A 24,012-nucleotide genomic window follows, 5' to 3' on the forward strand; every position below is an offset into this window, starting at 1 on the left:
GCACCGCCTACACAGACCTGACCGTCAACCCACCGGGCACTATCGCGACTGTCACCGTGCCGGCGACCATCGACGCCTGCGACCTGCAGGTGCACCCCGTCACGGACGCGCCCGTGGAACCCGGCGCGTAGCGGCTGCCGGTTGTGCGTGTCGCCGCGCGACTCGGCGAGATGAGTCGCGCGAATTCCAGTCGCGGTGGCCGCACGCTTTAGGGTCGCTGTTATGCCTCGGACCCGGGCCGCGCTGGCTGTCGTCGCCGTCGGATGGGTGGCGGTGGCTTCGCTGGCCGGTTTGGTGGCCGGTTGTGGCGGCGGCGTTTTGAGCCCCGACCTGGTGGTGGTCAACGGCGGGGAACCGCCGAACCCGTTGATCCCTACCGGCACCAACGACAGCCTGGGTGGACGGATTATCGACCGGCTTTATGCCGGCCTGATGTCGTCGGATGCCGCCGGCAAAACCTCGCCCGAGGTGGCCCGGTCGATTGAGACCACCGACAACGTCAACTACCGGATCACGCTCAACCCGGGCTGGACGTTCACCGACGGGTCGGCGGTAACGGCACACTCGTTCGTGGACGCATGGAATTATGGCGCCCTGGGCACCAATGCCCAACTGCAGCAGAGCTTTTTCAGCCCGATCGAGGGGTTCGACGACGTCGCGGCAAGTACCGGGCGGATTACCATGTCGGGGTTGCGGGTGGTCAACGACCTGGAGTTCACTGTGCGGCTCAAGGCGCCAACGATCGACTTCGCCTCTCGGTTAGCGTTCAGCCCGTTCTACCCGCTGCCGGACAGCGCTTTTCGTGATATGACCGCCTATGGTCAGCATCCGATCGGCAACGGCCCCTACCAACTGGCTGACGGCCCGGACGAGCCGGCGTGGGAACACAACGTGAGGATCGACCTGCGGCCCAACCCCGGCTATCACGGCAACCGGATGGCTCGCAACAAGGGCCTTCGGTTCGAGTTCTATGCCAGCCTGGACACCGCCTACGCCGACCTGCTCTCGGGGAATCTCGATGTCCTGGACACGATTCCATCGAGCGCGTTGACAATCTACAGGCGCGATCTGGGCAACAACGCGGTCACCGGACCCGCGGCGATAAACCAGACCCTGGACACCCCGCTGCGGCTACCGCATTTCGGCGGCGAGGAGGGCCGTCTGCGCCGGCTGGCGTTGTCGGCGGCCATCAATCGTGCGCAGATCTGCCAGCAGATCTTTGCCGGAACCCGCAGTCCGGCACGCGATTTCACCGCACAGTCGTTGCCCGGCTTCGACCCGTACCTTCCGGGCAACGACGCTTTGGACTTCAACCCCGAACGGGCCCGGCAACTGTGGGCACAAGCCAATGCGATCTCGCCGTGGAGTGGTCGCTATGCCATTGCGTACAACGCCGACGCCAGTCACCGCGATTGGGTGGACGCGGTGGCCAACAGCATCAAGAACGTCCTTGGTATCGACGCGGCCGGCGCGCCGCAACCCACGTTCGCCGGGTTTCGCACACAGATCACGAATCGCAGTATCGGCAGTGCATTTCGCGCCGGCTGGCAGGGTGACTATCCCTCAATAATCGAGTTTCTCGAACCATTGTTCGGAACTGGGGCGGGATCCAATGACGTCGGGTATGCAAGCCGGGAATTCGATTCGGCGATCGCGGCTGCCGAGGGCGCGCCGAACCTGCAGCAGGCCGACGCCTTGGCCGACGCCGCGCAACGAATCCTGTTGCACGACATGCCCGTTGTGCCGTTGTGGGATTACATCAGCGCCGTCGGCTGGTCTTCGGCGGTCCACAACGTCATAGTTACCTGGAACGGACTGCCCGACTACGAGAACCTCGTCAAGGGCTGAGATGGGTTGGTACATCGCGCGTCGGATTTTGATAGTAATCCCGCTATTCTTCGGCGCCACGCTGCTGATCTACGCTATGGTCTTTTTGCTGCCCGGTGACCCAGTGGCCGCGCTGGCCGGGGACCGACCGCTGAGTCCCGTGGTGGCGACACAATTGCGTGCGCGGTATCACCTTGACGATCCGTTTCTGTTGCAGTACCTGCGTTATCTCGGTGGCGTTGTTCATGGCGACCTGGGACGGTCTTATTCCGGTCTGCCTATTAAAGATGTTCTGGCACACGCCTTTCCGGTCACTATCCGACTATCACTGATCGCACTGGTGGTGGAGGCGGTGCTGGGCGTCGGGTTCGGCGTGATCGCCGGCCTGCGCGCGGGCGGGATCTTCGACTCCACGGTGCTGATAACCGGGCTCATGATCATCGCGATCCCAATTTTCGTGCTGGGCTTTCTGGCCCAATTCGTGTTCGGCGTCCGGCTGGGTATCGCGCCGGTGACAGTGGGTGATAGAGCGACGTTCACGCGACTGCTGCTGCCGGGGATCGTGCTGGGTTCGGTGTCATTTGCCTACGTGGTGCGGTTGACCCGTTCGGCGGTGGCCGCCAACGCGCATGCCGATTATGTCCGTACCGCTACCGCGAAGGGGCTCTCGCGACCTCGGGTGGTGACGGTGCACATTCTGCGCAACTCACTGATCCCGGTGGTCACCTTCCTCGGCGCCGACCTGGGGGCGCTGATGGGCGGTGCGATTGTGACCGAGGGGATCTTCAACATTCACGGTGTCGGCGGCGTGCTGTATCAGGCCGTCACCCGCCAGGAGGCCCCGACGGTGGTGTCGATCGTGACCGTACTGGTGCTGATTTATCTGGTCACCAATTTGTTGGTGGATTTGCTCTACGCGGCTCTTGACCCGCGGATCCGCTATGGCTGAGCACACCCGTTTCTGGCGCATGACCTGGAGCAAGCTGCGTCGGCAGCCGAAATTCATCTTCGCCGCGGCGCTGATCGTGTTTATCCTTGCCGTCGCCGCGTTTCCGGCGCTGTTTACCGGGACCGATCCGGCGTATGCCGATGCCAGCCAGAGCCTGTTGAGTCCGTCGGCCTCACACTGGTTCGGTACCGACCTGCAGGGCCACGACATCTACGCGCGCACCGTCTATGGTGCGCGGGCCTCGGTGACCGTCGGATTGGGTGCCACCCTGCTCGTGTTTGTCGTTGGCGGGACGCTGGGCGCGTTGGCCGGCTTCTACGGCGGTTGGCTGGACGCCGCGGTTTCGCGTGTCGCCGATGTGTTCTTCGGGGTGCCGCTGCTGCTCGCCGCGATCGTGCTCATGCAGGTTCTGCGGCACCGCACGGTGTGGACGGTGATCGTCATCCTGGCCCTGTTCGGTTGGCCGCAGGTGGCGCGGATCGCTCGCGGCGCCGTCCTCGAGGTGCGGTCGAGTGACTATGTGCTTGCGGCGAAAGCCCTGGGGCTAGCCCGGTTTCAGACATTGCTGCGACACGCGGTGCCCAACGCGCTGGGCCCGGTGATCGCGGTGGCCACGATCACCCTCGGGGCGTTCATCGTCACCGAGGCCACGCTGTCCTACCTGGGCGTCGGCCTGCCCACCTCGGTGGTGTCCTGGGGTGGCGATATCAACGTGTTCCAGACTCGGCTGCGTGCGGGCTCGCCCATACTTTTCTATCCCGCTGGGGCACTGGCGATTACGGTACTAGCCTTCATGATGATGGGCGACGCGTTGCGCGACGCCCTGGATCCGGCGTCACGGGCGCGGCGGGCATGAACAACCCCGAAGCGCTGTTATCGGTCGAGGGCCTGGAAGTCAGATTCGGCAATGATGACCCCGCGGTGTGCGGACTGGATTTGACCGTGCTGCGCGGCCAGACCGTTGCCGTCGTCGGTGAATCGGGCTCAGGCAAGTCCACCACGGCCGCCGCCATCCTCGGGCTGCTTGCCCCCGGCGGACGAATTACCGCTGGGCGCATCGTATTTAGCGGGCGGGATATCACCTCCACCGGTACAAAGGCGGATGGCCGTCTGTTCCGTTCGGTCAGGGGTCGCGCTATCGGCTACGTGCCGCAGGACCCGATGACCAACCTCAACCCGGTCTGGAAGGTCGGTTTTCAGATCGCGGAAGCGTTGCGGGTCAACACCAATGGCCGTGATGCGCGGCGACGGGCGGTGCAGCTGCTCGCCGAAGCAGGGATGCCGGATCCCGCGAAGCAAGCCGGCAAGTATCCGCACCAGCTCTCGGGTGGCATGTGTCAGCGCGCGTTGATTGCGATCGGGCTGGCCGGGCGGCCCCAACTGTTGATCGCCGACGAGCCGACGTCGGCGCTGGACGTCACCGTGCAGCGGCAGGTTCTCGACCATCTGCAGGGTTTGACCGGCGAACTGGGCACCGCGCTGCTGCTGATCACCCACGACCTGGCGCTGGCCGCCGAGCGAACCGAGTCGGTGTTCGTCATGCACCGCGGAGCGGTAGTGGAACACGGTGCGGCACAGTCAATCCTGTGGGATCCTCGGCACGAGTACACCCGGCGGCTGGTGGCAGCCGCGCCGTCGCACACCGTGCGCAAGAGCCGTGGTGTGCCGGACGAACGCCAAGACGGTGACGACATACTCGTCGCGTCCGAGCTGACCAAGGTCTACCGCGAGTCGCACGGCCGACCATGGCGACGGGCGGAGTTTCGGGCTGTGGACGCGGTCTCGTTTCGGCTGCGGCGGTCCAGCACCCTGGCGATCGTCGGGGAGTCGGGATCGGGCAAAACGACATTGGCTCGGATGGTGCTCGGTCTGCTGCGGCCCAGTACGGGGTCCGTAGTTTTCGACCGCGAGTTCGACGTCGGTGCCCTGGATCGGTCGCAGGGGTTGGCGTTTCGCCGCCGGGTGCAACCGGTGTTCCAAAACCCTTACGCCAGCTTGGATCCCATGTACTCGGTGTTCCGCGCCATTGAGGAACCGTTGCGCATCCACCGGGTCGGAGACCGCAGGCAGCGTCAGCGAGCGGTGCGTGAGCTCGTTGATCAGGTTGCGTTGCCGTCATCGGTGTTGGGCCGGCTGCCCCGCGAGCTGTCGGGTGGTCAGCGCCAACGTGTGGCGATCGCCCGGGCGTTGGCGCTGCGGCCCGACGTGCTGGTGTGCGACGAGGCCGTGTCGGCGCTCGACGTTCTGGTGCAGGCGCAGATCCTGGATCTGCTCGCTGAACTTCAGGTTCAACTGGGTCTGACGTATCTGTTCATCAGCCATGACCTCGCGGTGATCCGCCAGATCGCCGACGACGTCCTGGTGATGCGCGCCGGCCGCGTGGTGGAGCGCGCGGCCACCGAAGAACTGTTCACCAATCCTCGCCACGACTACACCCGTGAGCTAATTGCGGCTATACCCGGTCGCGAGCGCGGCGGAGCCGGGTGAAGCGGGTCGCGACCATTGGGGGCTAGGTTGGCAACCTGTGACGGCGGATCCGTTGGCTGCCCTGATGGAGCTTCCTGGCGTGGCAGAGGCCAGCGACCGGGCTCGCGACGCGCTGGGCCGGGCGCACCGGCACCGGGCCAACCTGCGGGGCTGGCCAGTGAGCGCCGCCGAGGCGTCGCTTCGGGCGGCGCGCGCGTCGGCGGTGCTCGACGGCGGTCCCGCGCCGAGTGATCCGGTGTTCGGCGGAGCACTGCGGGTGGCGCAGGCGCTCGAGGGCGGCGAAGGTCCGGTGGTCGGCGTGTGGCAGCGCGCGCCGCTGCAGGCCCTGGCCCGCTTGCACATGCTGGCCGCCGCAGACCAGGTCGACGCTGACCGGCTGGGCCGCCCGCGCGCTGATGCCGAGATTGGGCCACGTCTGGAGTTACTGGCCGATCTGGTAACCGGCCGCACCAGGGCATCAGCGCCGGTGGTTGCCGCGGTCGCACACGGAGAATTGTTGACGCTCAAGCCGTTTGGCAGCGCGGACGGCGTGGTCGCTCGCGCGGTGTCACGGCTGGTGACCATTGCCACCGGGCTAGATCCGCACGGCCTGGGTGTGCCCGAGGTGAGTTGGATGCGTCAACGCGCCCAGTACCGCGACGCGGCGAGCGGATTCGCTGCCGGCACGCGGGACGGGGTGAGAGCGTGGCTGGTGTTGTGCTGCCGGGCAATACAGGCCGGTGCGCAGGAGGCATTGCACATCGCCGAGTCGGTAGCTGGAGGCCCGCCGAAATAACTATTACCGCAATGTAAAGCGGGCGACGATCCGAATACATTCGAATCGCCGCCCGCCAACACGGTCCTCGGTTACCAAGCGTGCACTTTGTGGGTTGCGTGGGTGGCCTCGGCGAGTTTGCGACGCTTCCTGCTGCAGCCCCACCCAAAGGGCCGTCGCTGCTTTCCGCTCTTCGCAATTACGCAGGCCCACAACACTTCTGCCATTATCGCGGCTATGACTCCGCGTGGGTGCCGGGAACCGTGCTGGGCGCCCGAGTCGGGAGATCGAACCTTCTCTTCCGGATCGACCTTGGCCTCACCGGGCTTCCGTGTTTCCTTTGTACTACTAGACCCTTAGCACAGCAAGGCCTAATTCTGCGAAAGTTGCAAAGCGGCATGGGCATGCGAGCCCAGAATGTTTGCTAGAACGCGTACCGCCGCAGCAGCGAGTAGGTGACCGCCCCGGCGGCCAACGCACTGATGCCGACTGCGGCCGTGGTGGCGATGGCCGCTCCCGACGGTGCCGGAAATCGGTCGCGCAGTGACACTGGCCGGGAGAAGCTCAACACCGGCCAACCGCGCTCGTTGGCTTCCTTGCGCAAGCCGCGATCCGGGTTAACCACCGAGGGGTGACCCACGATCTCGAGCATGGGCAGGTCGGTGATCGAGTCGGAGTAGGCATAGCAGTGCTCGAGCGGATAGCCCTCACGGGCCGCCAGCTCGCGGATGGCCTGCACCTTGCCCTCGCCGTAGCAGTAGAAGGCGATCTCTCCGGTGTACTTGCCGTCTTCGACCACCATCCGAGTCGCCATCGCGTGAGTGGCGCCCAGTGCGCGGGCGATGGGCGCCACGATTTCTTCTCCGGACGCCGACACCACAACCACGTCACGCCCACACAGCTTGTGGCCGGCAATCAGGTCTGCGGCTTCGGCGAACACCAGCGGAGTCACGATGTCGTGCAGTGTCTCGTTGACGATCGACTTGACTTGCTCCACATCCCACCCGCTGCACATGTTGGTCATGTGCGCGCGCATCCGATCCATTTGGTCATGATCAGCACCGGACAGCAAGAAGATGAACTGGGCGTAGCTGGACTTGAGCACGGCACGGCGGTTGAGCAGGCCCTGATCGAAGAACGGTTTGCTGAACGCCAGCGTGCTGGACTTGGCGATGATGGTCTTGTCCAGGTCGAAGAAGGCTGCGGTGCGGGCGCGGGGGACGTCACTTGCCGCTGCTAGCGATGAGGTTTGCTGCTCCGCGGCCGAGTCGGAGACGGTCACCGACCCAGCATAGGTCGGCGGTCTGACGGGTCCGGCGTGTTGGGGCGAAAACGGCGGTTTTGGACCGAAACGCCAGTGAGGTTTTGACGTTATTGCGGCTCAAGCTGTTTTTCTGCCGTCTGCACTCTTGCGTGACTGCGGACTAGCATGTGTATAGTAAGCATTACTCGGCCTGTGCCGAGGGTGCATCAGCCCGACCCCCCGGGGCTGATGCACGACGACCTCCGCCTCCTCCCCCCCTGGCGGGGGTCGTCCCTTTTCTGGGGTAATTCATTTCCTCGGCCGCCTGTTCTTGGTCCCAGTGCCTGCGCGTTGCGGGAAGCGCGTTGCCGGACGCGCGATGACCGCTGGTCAGCTGGCCGATTGTGCACAGTTGCGTTCTCATCCACAATCTCGCCATTGGGACTGGCGTCCCAACGTCACGGCGCCGCAGGGTGGACGAGTGACAGACGTTGAGCACCCTTCCCGCGCGGCCGGCGTGTTGGCAATGCTGACCGATCCCGACTTGCGGGACGAGTTGGACCGGGTCGCCGCCGCCGTCAACATCCGGGTCGTTCATGCCGGATCGGCCAGCAGGAAGACGTGGTTGGGGGCCGCGGCCGTGGTACTCGACCACGCCGCGGCGGAACAGTACGGGCAGGGCGTGCTGCCGCGTCGTGCCCACGTCAGTGTCCTGACCGCCACCGAGGCCGCTACGACGACATGGGCGGCAGCCGTCGCAGTGGGTGCGCGCCATGTGCTCAGGCTGCCCGGGCAGGAGCGGGAACTGATCCGCGAACTCTCCGAAGCGGCGGAATCGGCCCGTGACGACACGCTTCGGGGCGCGGTCGTCGCCGTCCTCGGGGGCTGTGGCGGCGCCGGCGCCTCTCTGTTCGCGGTCGCGTTGGCGCAAACTGCCGCCGACACGCTACTGGTGGATCTTGATCCCTGGGGCGGCGGCATCGATCTGTTAGTGGGCGGGGAAACCGCGCCCGGCGTGCGGTGGCCTGATCTGGCGCTACAGGGCGGACGGTTGACCTGGTCCGCGGTGCGCGAGGCGCTGCCCCGGCACCGGGGAACCAGCGTGCTGTCGGGCGTCCGGCGCGGGTATGAGCTGGACCCCGAGCCGGTGGATGCCGTCGTCGATGCCGGCCGGCGCGGGGGAGTTGTGGTGGTCTGCGATCTGCCCCGACGGCTGACCGAAGCCGCTCAGGCCGCCCTGGACAACGCCGATCTGGTCGTTCTGCTCAGCCCGTGCAACGTGCGGGCCTGCGCGTCCACCGCGACGATCGCTCCCGTGTTGACCGCGATCAATCCCCACCTCGGGCTGGTGGTGCGGGGGCCGGCACCCGGGGGATTGCGGGCCGCCGAGTTCGCCGACATCGTCGGCCTGCCATTGCTGACGTCGATGAGGGCGCAGCCGGGTCTAGTCGAGCAGTTGGAACACGGCGGTCTGCGATTGCGTCGTCGCTCTCCGCTGGCTGTGGCGGCCCGACGGGTGCTCGCCGTGCTGCCACAGTCCGTTTCGGGTAGGGCTTCGGGACGCGCGGCGTGACCGGCACGTTGATCGACCGGGTCCGTGAGCGACTCGCCACAGAGTCCGGCCCGCTGCGCCCCAACGTGGTGGCCGCCGCGATCCGGGCCGAGTCCGGTGGCGTGCTCGGTGACACCGAGGTGTTGGCCAACCTTCGGGTGTTGCAGACCGAGCTGACCGGCGCCGGCATCCTGGAGCCGCTGCTGAGTGCGGACGGCACTACCGACGTCTTGGTCACCGCGCCCGATGCGGTGTGGGTGGACGACGGAAACGGGTTGCAGCGCAGTCAGATTCGGTTTGCCGACGAAGCGGCTGTGCGACGGCTGGCGCAACGGCTGGCCTTGCTCGCCGGTCGCCGACTCGACGACGCACAACCCTGGGTGGACGGCCAGCTGACGGGTATCGGCGCCGGCGCGTTCGCGGTGCGGCTGCACGCGGTGTTACCCCCGGTGGCGGCGCAGGGCACGTGTCTATCGCTGCGAGTGTTGCGGCCGGCCACGCAGGACCTGGCCGCGCTGATAGCGGCGGGCACGATCGATCCCCAGGCCGGCGTCCTGGTCGCCGAGATCATCGCGGCGCGGCTCGCGTTCCTGGTGTGCGGTGGCACGGGGGCCGGCAAAACGACCCTCTTGGCGGCGATGCTGGGCGCCGTTTCGCCCGCTGAGCGGATCGTCTGCGTCGAGGACGCCGCCGAGCTCGCCCCGCGACACCCGCATCTGGTCAAGCTGGTCGCGCGGTGCGCCAACGTCGAAGGCGTCGGCGAGGTCCCACTGCGCGAACTCGTCCGCCAGGCGCTGCGGATGCGACCCGACCGCATTGTGGTCGGTGAGGTCCGGGGCGCCGAAGTGGTTGACCTGCTTGCCGCCCTCAACACCGGGCATGACGGCGGGGCGGGCACGGTGCACGCCAATAGTCCCGGCGAGGTCCCGGCCCGCCTGGAGGCGCTCGGTGCCCTTGGCGGCCTGGATCGGGCCGCGTTGCACAGCCAGCTTGCCGCCGCGGTTCAGGTGCTGCTGCATGTCGCGCGGGACGGGAATGGGCGACGACGGTTGCGCGAGGTCGCCGTCCTGCGCCGAACGGATGGGCCGGTCAAGGCGGTCCCGGTGTGGCACGCCGATCGCGGAGTGACCGGCGAGGAGGCCGATTTGCGGCGATTGCTGTCCAGCCGGGGCTCGGTATGAACGGTGTCGCGCTGATGCTTGCCCTTGCGCTGCTGGTGTTGCCTTCGTCGCCACGGCGCCGCCTGGCCTCGGTTGGTCGGGGTCGGTCGATCGGCGTACGTGGGGTCGGTTGTTGCGCCGGGTGCATCGCCGCTGCCGCTGTGCTCGTGTTGCCGCTGACGACGATCCTGGCCGCGGCGGTGCTGGGCGCGACCGCGACCGTGCGTTACCGTCGTCGCCGCCGCGGGCGCCGCAGCACCGAGGAAGGCCACGCCCTAGAGACCGCGCTCGATGTGCTGGTGGGTGAATTGCGGGTAGGTGCTCATCCGGTGCGGGCGTTTGAGGTCGCCGCCGACGAAACCGACGGCGCGGTAGCCGTCTGCCTGCGCGGCGTCGCGGCGCGCGCGAGGCTGGGCGCCGACGTAACCGCGGGACTGCGGGCGTCGGCCCGGTCGTCGGCGCTGTCGGCACGCTGGGAACGACTCGCCGTGTACTGGCAGCTGGCCAGCCAACACGGGCTGGCGATCGCCACCCTGATGCGGGCCGCGCAATGCGATATCGCCGAGCGGCAGCGATTTTCGGCGCGAGTGACATCCGGAATGGCCGGCGCTCGCGCCACGGCCGCGATCCTGGCGGGCCTGCCTGTGCTCGGGGTCGCGCTTGGTCAGTTGATCGGGGCTCGACCGTTGCGTTTCCTTTTGGGCGGGCACGCCGGCGGGTGGCTACTCGTGGCCGGGGTGACACTGGCCTGCGGCGGGCTGCTGTGGTCGGACCGGATCACCGATCGGGTCCAGCTATGAGCCACCAGCAAGCGCCGGAACGAGCCGGAGGCGAGCCATGAGCGCAACGGCGCTGCTGCTTGCGATCGCGTTGTGGTTCGGGCCCGGCCCGGCGGTGGTGCGTGCACGCGCAGGCACGCCGACGCGTGACATCCGGCCCCGGCCGCAGCTGTCCCGGGCACCCGACCCGCTGGCGGTCGCGTCCAGCCTGGACGTTTTGGCGGTGTGCCTGGGTGCTGGCATGGCCGTGTCCGCCGCCGCGGCCGCGACGGCTGCATCGGCGCCGCCGCGGTTAGCCGGCGTGTTGCGGCGCGCCTCCGACCTGCTGGCGTTGGGATCCGACCCGGCTATCGCGTGGTCGCGACCGCCGAATCCGCCGGGCGGATCGATCGACCCGCAGACCGATGCGCTGTTGCGGCTGGCTCGGCGATCGGCGTCGTCCGGCGCGGCGCTGGCCAGTGGCGTCGCCGAACTGGCCGCCGAGTATCGCCAGGACGCCGGGCACGCGGCGGCGGCAGCCGCCGAGCGGGCCGGGGTGCTGATCGCGGGCCCGCTGGGCCTGTGCTTTCTGCCGGCGTTCGTCTGCCTGGGCATCGTCCCCGTGGTGGCCGGGTTGGCCGGTGATGTGCTGCAGTCGGGGTTTCTGTGAAACAAAGGAAGGAATGTATTGGTGGTCAACATGTTTCGCGTGCTCGTCGCTCGCATGGTGGTGCTGGCGTCCGACGAATCCGGTATGTCCACGGTCGAGTACGCGATCGGGACGATCGCCGCGGCGGCCTTCGGCGCGATTCTTTACACCGTCGTCACCGGCCACTCCATCGTGTCGGCGCTGACCAACATCATCGGTCGCGCGCTCAGTACCAAGGTCTGACTGATAGTGCCGGCGCGAGCACGGTTGAGGCCGCGTTCGCGATCGCCGCGCTGGTGGTGGTGCTGGTGTTGTGCCTTGCGGGCATCACCGCGCTGTCGATGCAGGTGCGTTGCGTCGACGCGGCCCGCGAGGCCGCGCGACTGGCTGCCCGCGGTGACGAACGGTCGGCCCTGGACGCAGCCCGCCGTGTCGCGCCCGCTGGCGCGCGGGTACAACTGCGCCGGGACGGGGATGTGCTGGTCGCCACGGTGGTGGCACGCTCAAAGCTGTTGCCCAAGCTGGACATTGCCGCCAGGGCGGTCTCTGCCGCGGAAACTTCGAGATGATCGCGGCTCGGCCACCGTCGTCGCGGTGGCGATGGTCGCGGTGCTGTTGTGCATCACCGGTGCAGGCGCGTACCTGGGTTCGGTGGTGGTGGCGCGGCACCGGGCCCAGGCTGCCGCCGATCTGGCCGCGTTGGCCGCCGCCGCGTGGCTACCGCACGGCAACGAATCGGCCTGCGCCCGTGCAGCATCAATAGCCAGCGAGATGCGGGTCGGCACCACCCGCTGCGAGGTGCAGGGTCTCGACGTGGTGGTTACTGTCCAGGTGGCGGTTGCTTTCGGGGGCGCCGCTCGCGCCGCAGCGCGGGCCGGACCGGATATGCCGTAGGCGATCAGGATGTGTCGTCGTGCTCGGCAGTTGACAGCCCCGAATCGGCGAGTTCTTCTTCACTGGGCAACCGCAGCGAAACTAGACCAGCGAACGTATCGGGCTCCAGCTCAATCCGGTTGACCGTGACGTGTACCGGCACCCAATCGTCATCGAATCCCCGCATCCGCAGTACGCGGCCCGCTGCCCCGCTGGCGAATTCCTTTGTCATGGAAGCCATCACGGGCTCATCGTCGGGGTGTACCCGTGGTCGGTCGGATTCCCCGCGCCAGTCGTAGAAGGTGCACGGGTCATCGAGCCATTTAAGCAACGTCCAATTGTTGAGGTCGACGAGCGCGCGGTGAACTCCAGCCTGGGCCAGCCCGTTGAGGATTCGTTGTGCCAAATCGTCGGTGGCGACCACGGGGCCCTTGCGCTCGGCGCGCCAGTTCATTGCCCGCGCGACCAGGTTGTCTTTGCCGTCGACTCCGGGTTCCAGCGCGGTGCGGGCGACGAAGCCGATGCGGATTGGGTTCCCCTGCCAATCAGTGATATCCCATGTGCTGCATAAACTTTGGCCAGGCCGGGCTCGCACTGCCATGGCAAGCACCTTGGTTTCGTTCGGATTGAGCTCGCGTGACGGAAGGTCTTCGGCGAACGCCCTGCCAAAGGTGACTTCGACATCGGGATTCTTGCCGCTGTTGGCCAGCGACTCCCGGGTATCGGTTGCGACCCCGACCGTCAGGTCCCACTTGAGCGGACCGGGTGTGGGTCGTTCGGGCGGTTCCTCGTCGGCCGGGCCGGTCCACACGTGCACACCGTGGGTGCACCCGTCGCTCATTATCACGGGTTCGGTGCGGATCACGCGGTCACGCTTGGGCGTAATGCTGGTCAGGCTCTGGCCGGTCCGCAGCGACTCGGCGATCGCGGTCCGAACGGCCGACAGGTAGGGACTGCGACGCAGGAACGTGGTGATCGGCACGAGGTTCTTCAGCTGACGCCCTTGCGCCACCACAGCGGGCTCTTCACCCAGCGTCTCCACGAGCAACCAGTCGTGGGCCATAGCGCCTATGGTACTGATCTGGGGAGGCCGCGCAGATCCTGCGGGACGCTGCTATCGGGCCGAGGTTCCCGATCGATGGTCTGATCAGCGGCCGAAACCCGTTGTGAGACATGCCGGCTGGCGGATCAAGCCAGCAGATCCCGGACCGCCGATACGTTGGAGGCTTCGGTAGCCGCATACGATGTCGCGGTTCCGGACAGCGCCTGCACAAACTGGTCGTGGAGCGCCGCCAGTTGGGCGCCGAACTGCTGGTAACCCTGGGCGTGGGCGTTAAACGCCGCGGCGGCCACCGCCGAAACCCCATCCGCGGCCGCCGCCAGGGACGCGGTTGTCGGGGCTGCCGCGGCCTCGTTGGCTTCGCTGAGCGTCGAACCGATCTGTGCCAGATTATTGGCGGCCGCCGTCACGGACTCCGGGGTCGCCGATACGAACGACATCTGACACCTCCCTGACCGGATTGGGGCGAACGGCTGCGCGACGCGTTGTGGGTTTCAGACCATTATTGTCCACCCGTCGGGTGTCTGGCACCGCGTTTTCTCGTGGATTGCCCGCAAAGCATCGTTGACCTGGGACGTTCCGGACAATATTAATCTTGGCCGCGGCATCATAGCCGACGCACAGCGTCGGCTCCGACGTTTGCGAATATGCCCGCGACCAGGTACTTTCCTGCTGTACCCGGGTTTGTCGGGGTTCGCGAGCGGCTCGATGTAGTCCGACCGCTCGCCGCACTTTTTGATGGCATTGCTTCAGCAGCGAGGCAGTGCGCTCCTGGCCGCCACGCCGCAGATCCGTGTAAGTCGACCGTCGAGGGGTCGGTCGCCATCCGACGGATTGCGTAGCGTGACTCGGTTAGCTCCCGGCTGAGGCGCTGCCGGCGATCCCGCCGGCGGCCGCCGGCGCTTCTTGGCGCGGCGAGCACACCGCCGTCGCCGGCGCTGCCGCAGCTGGTGCCGGACCGACCACGCCACTCATTGACCGGCCGCTGACTCCGCCTGAACCGCCCGCGCCCGTCTTCCTGCTAGCACCGCTGACGCCAGCGCTGCCGCTCGTTGCTGGACCACGGGTGTAGTCATTCTTGCCAATTCCGCCCGCGCCGCCGTCGCCCGTCAAGATCACGCCAGTTCCGCTCAGCGAATGCCGGGGTAAGGCGGCGGCCGGGCGGAACATGGCGACGACTGGCCACAGCCGCCCGCGTGCGCGATTGACGCCGATGCTTGATCGTGCAGCTCCGCCGGTGCTGCCGTTACCGGCCGCACCGAAGAACACGGCATGTACGCCGGCCCCACCGGCTCCCCAGACGGTGCTGACATTGGCGACGCCAGCTGCGCCGGGACCGCCCGCGCCTCTGTCGCCGAACGCCGCGCCAGCGCCGCCGCCGGACCCACCCGCAACACGACTGCCGGTTGACCTGGATCCGTCGTCCGCGCGGCCCAGACCAGCGAGCAGGCCGGGGCTGCCGCACGCGCCGCCGGAGCCGCCGGAGCCGGTGGTGCAGAGGGCGGCGCCACGTTGACCGCGGACCAGGGCACTCAGCAGCCCACCGGTCCCGCCGGTGCCGAACAGCCCCGAAGCCCCTCCGTTGCCGCCGTTCTGGCCCGGTGCGCCCAAGTGTCCCGGACCCGGGGCCGCGCCGTTGCCGTTAGCGGACCGCTGCGCCAACACCCCGGTGGGCCCCGCGATCACATTTGACAGACGCTGCGCGACGGTCTGCAGGGGATCGGCGTTGGCGGCCTCGGCGCTGCTGTACGACGCCGCGCTGGTGGTCACGGCCTGCACGAACTGGTCGTGAAGTGCCGACACCTGGGCGCCCAGCGCCTGGAATCCCTCGCCGTGGGCAGAAAAAACGGCGGCAACCGCCGTCGAAACTTGGTCCCCCGCCGCGGCCATCACACTGGTGGTGGGCATGGCCGCGGCGGCGCTTGCGGCATCAAGCGCAGTCCGGATGCCGGCCAAATTCGTTGCCGACGCGCCCATCCCATCCGGTACGACCGAGACGAACGACATCCGACACCTTTCCGGCAGGCCCCGACAACCTGATGAGCATCCCGGCCCGATGCACAGCACACAACGTATCGCGCCAGGCGACAAGAACCTAGAGTTTTTTTCAAGATTGTTATCAACCGAAATGCGCAACGAGCCTCGATCGGGGGTCTGCCAATACCATTGCGAGACTGTGCATCCGCATTGGCGGCTCAGTCAGTCGGGACTTCGGGCGGCATCGGACACATGCAGTTATGTTGCAGCACAACGTAATCAAGCACCAAAGGCGCCGTGTTCGCGGTTGTGCGGCTACGGCAATGGGTAGCTCCCGTCGGGGCTGGCCACTGTTCCCGCCACCGTCCCGTGCCTGTGGCTACCGAACCCCGCCGAGGCCGTGCCACCCTCACCAAGCAGGCCGGCGCATCCTGCCGGAACCTCCGCTGCCGCGCCGGCCGTTGCTCCGACCTCAGGGCGCAGAGCTTGGCAGGACGTTTGGTCTTTCACACCCCGCGGCGCCGCTGTCTAGGTACGCGGAGGAAATCGGAGCTCTCAGCGCGATGCCAGATCCAGCTCCGCAAGCACCAGCCGTAGCACCGCGACGGCACCGCTTTTGTCCAGCGGGTCATTACCGTTGCCACACTTGGGGGATTGCACACACGACGGGCATCCGCTGGGGCATTCGCACGCCTCGATGGCCGCGGCCGTTGCACCCAGCCATGTGTGCGCCTGGCGAAAGCCCCGTTCAGCGAACCCGGCCCCACCCGGATAGCCGTCGTAGACAAAGACACTCGCCACCCCGTCGGGCCCGATCGCGGTGGACAGGCCGCCGATGTCGCCGCGATCGCAGCTGGCGACCAACGGAAGTAGTCCGATGGCCGCATGCTCCGCGGCGTGTAACGACCCGGGAATCCGGGGCAGGTCAATGCCGGTGCCGGCCAATGCATCCGGGGTGACCGTGTACATCACCGCGATGGTGGGCAACGAACGCTGCGGCATATCGAGCTCCACGAAGTCGATCACCTCACCGGTGAGCCGGCGCCGCAGATAGCCGACGACCTGGTTGGTGACGGTCACCGGGACCAGGCCCAGGGTGACGGGCCCGAAAGTCACTCGCTCGCCTTGGCCGGCCACCGCGAGGTCGGTGATCTCCCGCGCGAACGTCGCATAGCCCGGATCCTCGGTGTGCACGAAGGCGATGCCCTCGTGCGTGTCCAGGGAGTCGACGACGTAGCTCTCGCCCTGGTGCAGATACACCGCTCCCGGGTGCACCGAGGCTGGGGCCTGCCCGGTCCCGACACTGCCCAGCAGCCGTCCGGTGTCGGACTCCACGATGACGATCTGGCCACCGATGGAACCCCGAATATCCACGGCGCCATGCGGTTCCACACCAGGTGCCGGATAGTACTTGCCGGCCCGCCGGCGCAGCAGCCCGTCGTCAACCAAACCGTCGGCGACCGCGGCGGCGCCCAGCGACCGGACCTCGGCATCGTCAAGCGGTAACTCAGTTGCGGCACAGACTAATTGGGGACCGAGGATGTAGGGGTTGGCCGGATCGATCACGACGCGTTCGACCGGCTTGTCCAGCAGGGCCGCAGGGTGGTGCACCAGATAGGTGTCCAGCGGGTCGTCGCGGGCGATCAACACCACCAGCGCGCCCTGCCCGCGTCGTCCCGACCGGCCGGCTTGCTGCCAGAAAGACGCCACCGTGCCGGGAAAACCGGCCAGCACCACCGCGTCCAGCCCGGCAATGTCGACGCCCAACTCCAGGGCGTTGGTGGTGGCCAGGCCGCGCAGCCGGCCCTCGGCCAGGGCGTGCTCCAACGCGCTGCGGTCCTCGGCCAGATATCCCGCCCGATACGACGCCACCAAGCTGGAGAGCTCCGGGGCGACATCGCGCAGCCGGGCCTGGGCGCCCAGCGCGGTCAGCTCCGCCGCGCGCCGCGACCGCACGAACGTCAGCGTCTGCGCTCCTTCGGCGATCAGGTCGGCCATCACGCGCGCCGCCTCGGCGCCCGCGGACCGGCGCACCGGGGCGCCGTTTTCGCCCAGCAGATCGGTTCGCAACGCGGGTTCCCACAGCGCGACCGTCCGGGCCCCCCGCGGCGATCCGTCGACGGTGACCTCGGCGACCGGCTCTCCGATGAGCTCGGCGGCGGTGGCCCCCGGGGAATCCGTTGTCGCACTGGCGAAGACCACCGTCAGAGCATGGCCAGATGGGGAAGCGTAGCGCGCGCACAACCGCAGCAGGCGACGTAACACCAACGCCACATTGGAGCCGAAAACGCCACGGTAGTAATGACATTCGTCGACAACGAGATAGCGTAGGCCGCGCAACAGCACGGCCCAGCGCGCATGATTGCGTAGCACGGACAAATGGACCATGTCGGGGTTGGAGAACAGCCAACGGGAGCGCTCGCGCGCAAACCGACGCACCTCGGCGGGGCTATCGCCGTCGTAGGCCGTGGGTGCCACATCGCGCAGCGCCGGAATGGTGGCTGTCAACGCGTGGGCGGTCCGCAGTTGATCGTGACCCAGCGCTTTGGTCGGTGACAGGTACAGCACCCGGGCCCGCGGATCCGTCGCCAGGGCGTTGAGCACGGGAAGCTGATAGGCCAGCGACTTGCCCGACGCGGTGCCGGTGCTCACCACCACGTGACGGCCCTGGTGAGCTAGTTCTGCCGCCTCAAACTGGTGTGACCAGGGCGTTTCGATCCCGCGCTCGGTGAAAGCGCGGATCACCTCGGGTGCGGCCCACGCCGGCCACCCCCGCGGCCGGCCAGCCTGGGGCGGCAGCTCGGCGACATGGCGCAACGGACGCTCACCCGGGGGGGCACCGGCGAGGGCGGTGGCCAGCAATTCGGCCCCGAAACTCGCCATTTAATAACCTTTCGCGAATCCGTCTGTGACAAGAGTCTGTCGCCGACGCCACGAACGTGATTGACTGATGGCGGTCGCAGCTTCTGTGTTCGTGTCAAACTTTCGCAGGATCGACGTTGCGGCCGCGGTTCCTGCGAGGTTATCTGTCGGGTGAAGTTCCGGCGACTCCGTTAGGTATGGCGGTCGCGGCGGGCCCGGGGCGCCGAAAGGCGGTGCCCCGCACCCAGAAGAAAAGGAAAGATCGAGAAATGCCACAGGGAACTGTGAAGTGGTTCAACGCGGAGAAGGGGTTCGGCTTCATCGCCCCCGAAGATGGTTCCGCAGATGTGTTTGTCCACTACACGGAGATCCAGGGTTCGGGCTTCCGCACCCTCGAAGAAAACCAGAAGGTCGAGTTCGAAATCGGCCACAGCCCTAAGGGCCCCCAGGCCACCGGAGTCCGCTCTCTCTGAGACGAGCAGACGCTGACGAAACCCCCCGCGCCGTCCTGGCCGGGGGGTTCTCGTTGTTTGGGTGCGGGTGGTCGGGCGCGAGTTTTCCGGCTCGCCACCGACGACCGCCGCGCCGCAGGCTTAGGCGCGCGAATCGGCACGCTGGCCTACTGTCGATAAGGTGAGCCAGCTCTCGTTCTTCACCGCGGAATCGGTGCCGCCTGCGGTGGCCGATCTCTCCGGGGTGCTGGCCGCTTCAGGACAGATCGTGATGGTTGGTTCTGGGGCGCGGCTCTCGGTGGTGGTGGATCAGGTGTGGCGCGCATCGGCGCTGGCCGAGATGATCCACGAGGCCGGTTTGGAGCCCGAAATCACGCGCACCGAGGAAGACACCCCCTTGGTGCGGACGTCGGTAAACCCGCTGTTGTGTTCGATCGCCGCCGAGTGGACTCGAGGGGCGGTCAAGACGGTGCCGCCGCGGTGGCTGCCCGGGCCGCGGGAACTGCGGGCGTGGACCCTGGCCGCGGGCACCCCGGAGGCCGACCGCTACCTGTTGGGTCTGGATCCACACGCGCCGGACACGCATTCGCCGCTGGCGTCGGCCTTGATGCGGGTGGGGATTGCGCCGACCTTGATCGGCACCCGAGGCGGTCATCCGGCGCTTCGGATCAGCGGCCGTCGTAGGCTATCGCGCCTGGTAGAGAACGTGGGGGAACCCCCGGGAGACGCCGCGGCGCTGGCGCAGTGGCCCCGAGTTTGACGGCCCGGTAGAGCCTGCCGGTTTGCGCGCGCCCGCCCAAGGGTGCGAAATTGTCAGGTGCCCGCAGGCGAAAGGAACGCTGGCGTTCTGTGAAATCACCTGAACTTCAGCGGCGGGCCGGTCAAACTCGTCGTACCGGGCCCGGTCCGCCAAGGACCGGGATAGAGAGATGGAGCGTTAGGGCAGTTGGCTGACCCGCAGGCCCGCAGCAGCGGCGGAAATGGGAGCAGGCGGCGACTTGTCATCGTCGAGTCGCCGACCAAAGCGCGCAAACTAGCCGGCTACCTGGGCTCTTCCTACATCGTCGAATCCTCCCGGGGCCATATCCGCGACCTGCCGCGCGCCGCGGCCGATGTGCCGGCGAAGTTCAAGTCGGAGCCGTGGGCCCGCCTGGGTGTCAACGTCGACGCCGACTTCGAACCGCTGTACATCATCAGCCCGGAAAAGAAGAGCACTGTCAGCGAGCTCAAAGGCCTGCTCAAGGGCGTCGACGAGCTTTATCTGGCCACGGATGGCGACCGCGAAGGCGAAGCCATCGCCTGGCATTTGCTGGAAACCCTGAAACCGAGCATCCCGGTCAAGCGGATGGTCTTCCACGAGATCACCGAACCGGCAATCCTCGAAGCCGCCGAAAATCCGCGTGACCTGGACATCGACCTGGTTGACGCGCAGGAGACCCGTCGCATCCTGGACCGGCTGTACGGCTACGAGGTCAGCCCGGTGCTGTGGAAGAAGGTTGCTCCCAAGCTTTCGGCGGGCCGGGTGCAGTCGGTGGCCACCCGCATCATCGTGCAGCGGGAACGCGATCGGATGGCGTTCCGCAGCGCGTCGTACTGGGACATTCTTGCCAAGCTGGACGCCAGCGTGTCCGACCCTCAGGCGCAGCCGCCCACCTTCAACGCCCGGCTGACCAGCGTGGACGGCCTGCGCGTGGCCACGGGCCGCGACTTCGATTCGTTGGGTCGGCTGCGTAGTAGGGGCGGCGAAAGCACCCCAGACGTCATAGTGCTGAACGAAGCCCGCGCGACGGAGTTGGCGACCGGACTCCGGGGCGCGCAACTGTCGGTGGCCTCGGTGGAGGAGAAGCCCTACACCCGGCGGCCCTATGCGCCGTTCATGACGTCGACGCTGCAGCAGGAAGCCGGCCGCAAGCTGCGGTTCTCCTCCGAGCGCACGATGAGCATCGCCCAGCGGCTCTACGAGAACGGCTACATCACCTATATGCGTACCGACTCGACGACGCTGTCGGAGTCGGCGATCAACGCGGCGCGCACCCAGGCGCGCCAGCTGTACGGCGCGGAGTATGTCTCGGCGTCGCCGCGGCAGTACACCCGCAAGGTCAAAAACGCCCAGGAGGCGCACGAGGCCATCCGCCCCGCCGGGGAGACCTTCGCGACCCCGGACGCTGTGCGTCGCGAACTGGACGGCGACGAATTCCGCCTCTACGAGCTGATCTGGCAGCGCACGGTGGCCTCGCAGATGTCCGACGCGCGCGGCACCACGCTGACCCTGCGGATCAACGGCCAAGTGAGCGGCGGCTCGGCCAGTGAAGTCGTGTTCTCGGCCAGCGGCCGCACCATCACTTTCGCGGGCTTCCTCAAGGCCTACGTGGAAACCGTCGACGAGTTGGCCGGTGGTGAGGCCGACGACGCCGAGAGCCGGCTGCCGCAGCTGACCCAGGGTCAGCGCCTGGACGCGGTCGAGCTCACCCCCGACGGGCACTCGACCAACCCGCCGGCCCGCTATACCGAGGCGTCGCTGGTCAAGGCGCTCGAAGAACTGGGCATCGGCCGGCCGTCGACGTACTCGTCGATCATCAAGACCATCCAGGACCGCGGCTATGTGTACAAGAAGGGCAGTGCACTGGTGCCGTCGTGGGTGGCATTCGCCGTAATCGGTTTGCTGGAGCAGCATTTCGGCCGTCTGGTCGACTACGACTTCACCGCCGCGATGGAAGACGAGCTGGACGAGATCGCCTCCGGCAACGAGCGACGCACGAACTGGCTCAACAACTTCTACTTCGGCGGCGACCACGGTGTGCCCGATTCGGTAGCCCGCTCCGGCGGTCTGAAGAAGCTGGTCGGCGTCAATCTCGAAGGCATCGACGCGCGAGAAGTCAACTCCATCAAGGTTTTCGACGACACCGAGAGCCGGCCGGTCTATGTCCGGGTGGGCAAGAACGGGCCCTACCTGGAGCGGTTGGTGACCGGCGACAACGGTGAGCCCACGCCGCAGCGGGCCAATCTGAGCGACACGATCACCCCCGACGAGCTGACCCTCGAGGTGGCCGAAGAGCTTTTCGCCACACCGCAAGAGGGGCGAGTGCTGGGCGTGGACCCGGCTACCGGGCACGAGATCGTGGCCAAGGACGGGCGGTACGGCCCGTACGTGACGGAGATCCTGCCGCCGTCGGAAGGCGGTGGCGATCAAGGCGACGCCGCGCCGGCGAAGAAGGGCAAGAAACCCACCGGCCCCAAGCCCCGGACCGGTTCCCTGCTGCGGACGATGGACCTGCAGACCGTCACCCTCGACGACGCGCTGAAGGTGCTGTCGCTGCCCCGGGTGCTGGGCGTGGACCCGGCGTCGGGTGAGGAGGTCACCGCGCAGAACGGTCGTTACGGTCCATACCTGAAGCGCGGCAAGGACTCTCGATCGCTGCAAACCGAAGAGCAGATGTTCACGATCACGCTCGACGAAGCGTTGAAGATCTACGCCCAGCCCAAACGTCCCGGCCGACAGAGCGCTTCGGCGCCGCCGCTGCGTGAGTTGGGGACCGATCCGGCGTCGGGCAATCCGATGGTGATCAAGGACGGTCGCTTCGGACCGTACGTCACCGACGGCGAGACTAACGCCAGCCTGCGCAAGGGCGACGACGTGATGTCGATTACCGACGAGCGCGCCTCGGAGTTGCTGGCCGACCGGCGGGCCCGCGGCCCGGCGAAGCGGCCCGCGAAGAAGACCGCCCGCAAGGCGCCGGCCAAGAAGGCGGCCAAGCGCAGCTAGCGTTGCCGATCGGCATGGGCGTCTTGTCTGTCTGCGACAGATTATCCGGACACGTCGCTGGACACTTCTGAACGCGAAATCTCCTCGGGGACAGCTAGATTCAGCGGCCGGGCCAACTGCGTCGGGGCGGAGCGCCCGCGCAGCTCGACGATCTCGCCGACATCCCAGCACAGGGCTTCGGCGTCCAGCGCGCCGCTGACGGCGATCGCCGAAGCAAGCACATGGCCCTCTTCGAGCTTGGCCAGCTCGGTGAGCCGGGCTGCCTCGTTGACCGGATCGCCGATCACCGTGTACTCGAACCGGGCCTGAGCCCCGATGTGGCCGGCGATGGCCCTGCCGGACGAGATCCCGATGCCGAACTCCGCGGCACCCAGCACCGGCAGCAGCTCGTCATGCAGCTCACGGGCCGCCGCCAGCGCCGCACCGGCGCCGTCCGGGTGTTCGATTGGCGCACCGAAGATCGCCAACGCGGCGTCGCCCTGGAACTTGTTGACGAATCCGCCGTGCCGGCCGACGGTGTCGACAACCACGCGGAAGAACTCGTTGAGCAGATGAACCACTTCGGCGGGCGGCCTGGTCGCCGCCAGCTGGGTCGAGCCGATGAGGTCGACGAACAGCACCGCGACGTCGCGTTCCTGGCCGCCCAACTCGGTGCCGCGCTCGATGGCCCGGCGGGCCACGTCCTCGCCGACATAGCGGCCGAACAGGTCGCGCAGCCGTTGCCGTTCGGACAGGTCGCGCACCATGTCGTTGAACCCGGCCTGCAGCAAGCCCAGCTCGCTGGCGTCGTAGATCTGCATGTGGGCGTTGTAATTGCCGCGCTGCACCTCGGAGAGCGCCCAGCGCAGCTGGCGCAGGGGATCGGCGATGGACATCGCCACCAGCAGGGTGCTGATCAGCCCGATGCCCAGCGCCACCCCCGCCAGCAGCAGGATCGGATTGAACAGCTTTTCGGGCGAGGCGTGCAGGATCGAAACCTTGTCCGCCGCAATGGCCAGCACGATGGCCAGCACCGGCACCGCGGTGGACAGCATCCAGGTCAGCATCTGCCGCAAGATGACGCCCGGCGCCTTGACGTTCTCCGGCGCGCCGCTGCGCAGCGCGGCGACGGCCACCGGCCGCAATACCCGCTCGGACTGCAGGTAGCCGATGATCGCGGTCGCTGCGGCGCCCAACGCCGTGGCGACGGCCACGACGGGAGCGGCGTATCTGGCTACCGACCAGCTGGCGAGGATGAACACCACGCCGCCGATGCACCAGGACACCATGCCGATCACCGTGCGGTAGAAGGGCATCCGCAGCGCCCGGCTGCGGGCCAGCTCGGTGGCGGTCGGATCGGCCTCGGCGAGCAGATTGTCGCGGCGCTGCCAGCGGAATACCGGCCGCAGCATGATCAGGTTGACCACGAACGTGGCAAGGAACAGGAATATCACGGAGCCGAGGAAGATGAACAGATTGAGCCTCGGCAGATCCTGCAGTTCGATGCGGTCCTGTTGCGGCATGCCGTAACGGAGAAAGCCCAATACGAAAAGGCCACCGATGATGTCGGCCTGCAGCATGCTCAGCGAGAACAGCGGCCACGGCGTGCGCACCACCCACCGGACGAACCCGTTGATCCGTCCGGGCAGTGTTGCCGCGGTTGTCAT

21 protein-coding genes are annotated in these 24,012 nt (G+C 67.3%); 15 read left to right on the plus strand and 6 right to left on the minus strand.

Annotated elements, in window-relative coordinates; genetic code table 11:
- The first annotated feature begins 222 nt into the window (after positions 1-222).
- Genes JO236_RS04530 through JO236_RS04550 form a run of 5 tightly spaced genes read left to right on the plus strand, consistent with a single transcriptional unit; the run spans position 223 to position 6,038 of the window.
- Positions 223-1,848 (plus strand): peptide ABC transporter substrate-binding protein, encoded by a 1,626-nt coding sequence (locus tag JO236_RS04530; protein ID WP_293325352.1) that lies wholly within the window; start codon positions 223-225, stop codon positions 1,846-1,848.
- A 1-nt stretch (position 1,849) separates the two neighbouring features.
- Positions 1,850-2,776, plus strand: a complete 927-nt coding sequence (locus tag JO236_RS04535) for an ABC transporter permease (RefSeq protein WP_293325354.1) — start codon at positions 1,850-1,852, stop codon at positions 2,774-2,776.
- Positions 2,769-3,632 carry an ABC transporter permease gene (locus JO236_RS04540; protein WP_293325356.1) on the plus strand — a complete coding sequence of 288 codons (864 nt, stop codon included), beginning with the start codon at positions 2,769-2,771 and terminating at the stop codon, positions 3,630-3,632. The genes JO236_RS04535 and JO236_RS04540 overlap by 8 nt, the downstream gene beginning before the upstream one ends.
- Positions 3,629-5,263, plus strand: coding sequence for a dipeptide ABC transporter ATP-binding protein (locus tag JO236_RS04545; RefSeq protein WP_293325358.1), 1,635 nt, complete (start codon positions 3,629-3,631; stop codon positions 5,261-5,263). Before JO236_RS04540 ends, JO236_RS04545 begins: the two co-directional genes overlap by 4 nt.
- A gap of 37 nt (positions 5,264-5,300) precedes the next feature.
- Positions 5,301-6,038, plus strand: coding sequence for an oxidoreductase (locus tag JO236_RS04550; protein ID WP_293325361.1), 738 nt, complete (start codon positions 5,301-5,303; stop codon positions 6,036-6,038).
- A gap of 403 nt (positions 6,039-6,441) precedes the next feature.
- Here JO236_RS04550 and JO236_RS04555 read toward each other — a convergent pair whose 3' ends face one another.
- A complete protein-coding gene (locus tag JO236_RS04555; RefSeq protein WP_293325364.1) occupies positions 6,442-7,299 on the minus strand; it encodes an HAD-IB family hydrolase in 858 nt (285 codons plus the stop codon).
- A gap of 487 nt (positions 7,300-7,786) precedes the next feature.
- Between JO236_RS04555 and ssd the strand changes: the two genes are divergently transcribed.
- The 7 genes from ssd to JO236_RS04590 are packed head-to-tail and all read left to right on the plus strand — an operon-like array spanning position 7,787 to position 12,273.
- Positions 7,787-8,833 (plus strand): septum site-determining protein Ssd, encoded by a 1,047-nt coding sequence (gene ssd / locus JO236_RS04560; protein ID WP_293325490.1) that lies wholly within the window; start codon positions 7,787-7,789, stop codon positions 8,831-8,833.
- Positions 8,830-9,993, plus strand: coding sequence for a TadA family conjugal transfer-associated ATPase (locus JO236_RS04565; RefSeq protein WP_293325367.1), 1,164 nt, complete (start codon positions 8,830-8,832; stop codon positions 9,991-9,993). The genes ssd and JO236_RS04565 overlap by 4 nt, the downstream gene beginning before the upstream one ends.
- Positions 9,990-10,772: a type II secretion system F family protein gene (locus JO236_RS04570; RefSeq protein WP_293325370.1), complete on the plus strand. Its 783-nt coding sequence runs from the start codon at positions 9,990-9,992 to the stop codon at positions 10,770-10,772. The genes JO236_RS04565 and JO236_RS04570 overlap by 4 nt, the downstream gene beginning before the upstream one ends.
- 37 nt (positions 10,773-10,809) lie before the next feature.
- Positions 10,810-11,400 (plus strand): type II secretion system F family protein, encoded by a 591-nt coding sequence (locus JO236_RS04575; RefSeq protein WP_293325373.1) that lies wholly within the window; start codon positions 10,810-10,812, stop codon positions 11,398-11,400.
- Positions 11,401-11,430: 30 nt separating this feature from the next.
- Positions 11,431-11,622, plus strand: a complete 192-nt coding sequence (locus tag JO236_RS04580; protein ID WP_293325493.1) for a DUF4244 domain-containing protein — start codon at positions 11,431-11,433, stop codon at positions 11,620-11,622.
- Complete coding sequence (locus tag JO236_RS04585) at positions 11,619-11,948, plus strand: TadE family type IV pilus minor pilin (RefSeq protein WP_293325496.1); 330 nt, start codon at positions 11,619-11,621, stop codon at positions 11,946-11,948. Before JO236_RS04580 ends, JO236_RS04585 begins: the two co-directional genes overlap by 4 nt.
- A gap of 31 nt (positions 11,949-11,979) precedes the next feature.
- Positions 11,980-12,273: an Rv3654c family TadE-like protein gene (locus JO236_RS04590; protein ID WP_293325499.1), complete on the plus strand. Its 294-nt coding sequence runs from the start codon at positions 11,980-11,982 to the stop codon at positions 12,271-12,273.
- A 4-nt stretch (positions 12,274-12,277) separates the two neighbouring features.
- Here JO236_RS04590 and JO236_RS04595 read toward each other — a convergent pair whose 3' ends face one another.
- The 4 genes from JO236_RS04595 to JO236_RS04610 all read right to left on the minus strand — a co-directional run bounded on the left by JO236_RS04595 (position 12,278) and on the right by JO236_RS04610 (position 18,172).
- The gene (locus tag JO236_RS04595; protein ID WP_293325376.1) at positions 12,278-13,315 is read right to left on the minus strand and encodes a PAS domain-containing protein; all 1,038 of its coding nucleotides are present in this window, start codon (positions 13,313-13,315) and stop codon (positions 12,278-12,280) included.
- A gap of 125 nt (positions 13,316-13,440) precedes the next feature.
- Positions 13,441-13,752, minus strand: a complete 312-nt coding sequence (locus JO236_RS04600; protein ID WP_416362157.1) for a PE family protein — start codon at positions 13,750-13,752, stop codon at positions 13,441-13,443.
- Positions 13,753-14,164: 412 nt separating this feature from the next.
- Entirely contained in the window at positions 14,165-15,319 is a 1,155-nt protein-coding gene (locus JO236_RS04605) for a PE family protein (protein ID WP_293325379.1), read from the minus strand.
- A gap of 525 nt (positions 15,320-15,844) precedes the next feature.
- Positions 15,845-18,172: a DEAD/DEAH box helicase gene (locus tag JO236_RS04610; protein WP_293325381.1), complete on the minus strand. Its 2,328-nt coding sequence runs from the start codon at positions 18,170-18,172 to the stop codon at positions 15,845-15,847.
- 248 nt (positions 18,173-18,420) lie between these two features.
- Here JO236_RS04610 and cspA point away from each other — a divergent pair, with 248 nt between their 5' ends.
- From cspA to topA, 3 genes are all read left to right on the plus strand, one after another.
- A complete protein-coding gene (cspA, locus tag JO236_RS04615) occupies positions 18,421-18,624 on the plus strand; it encodes a cold shock protein CspA (protein ID WP_007772268.1) in 204 nt (67 codons plus the stop codon).
- A gap of 160 nt (positions 18,625-18,784) precedes the next feature.
- Positions 18,785-19,363 carry a hypothetical protein gene (locus tag JO236_RS04620; RefSeq protein WP_293325384.1) on the plus strand — a complete coding sequence of 193 codons (579 nt, stop codon included), beginning with the start codon at positions 18,785-18,787 and terminating at the stop codon, positions 19,361-19,363.
- A 186-nt stretch (positions 19,364-19,549) separates the two neighbouring features.
- Positions 19,550-22,366, plus strand: coding sequence for a type I DNA topoisomerase (gene topA, locus JO236_RS04625; RefSeq protein ID WP_293325387.1), 2,817 nt, complete (start codon positions 19,550-19,552; stop codon positions 22,364-22,366).
- Positions 22,367-22,407: 41 nt separating this feature from the next.
- On the opposite strand, the gene JO236_RS04630 is transcribed toward topA, so the two are convergent.
- A complete protein-coding gene (locus JO236_RS04630) occupies positions 22,408-24,012 on the minus strand; it encodes an adenylate/guanylate cyclase domain-containing protein (protein WP_293325390.1) in 1,605 nt (534 codons plus the stop codon).

The sequence above is a fragment of the Mycobacterium sp. genome, from assembly GCF_019247635.1.
In the GTDB taxonomy this organism is placed as follows: domain Bacteria; phylum Actinomycetota; class Actinomycetes; order Mycobacteriales; family Mycobacteriaceae; genus Mycobacterium.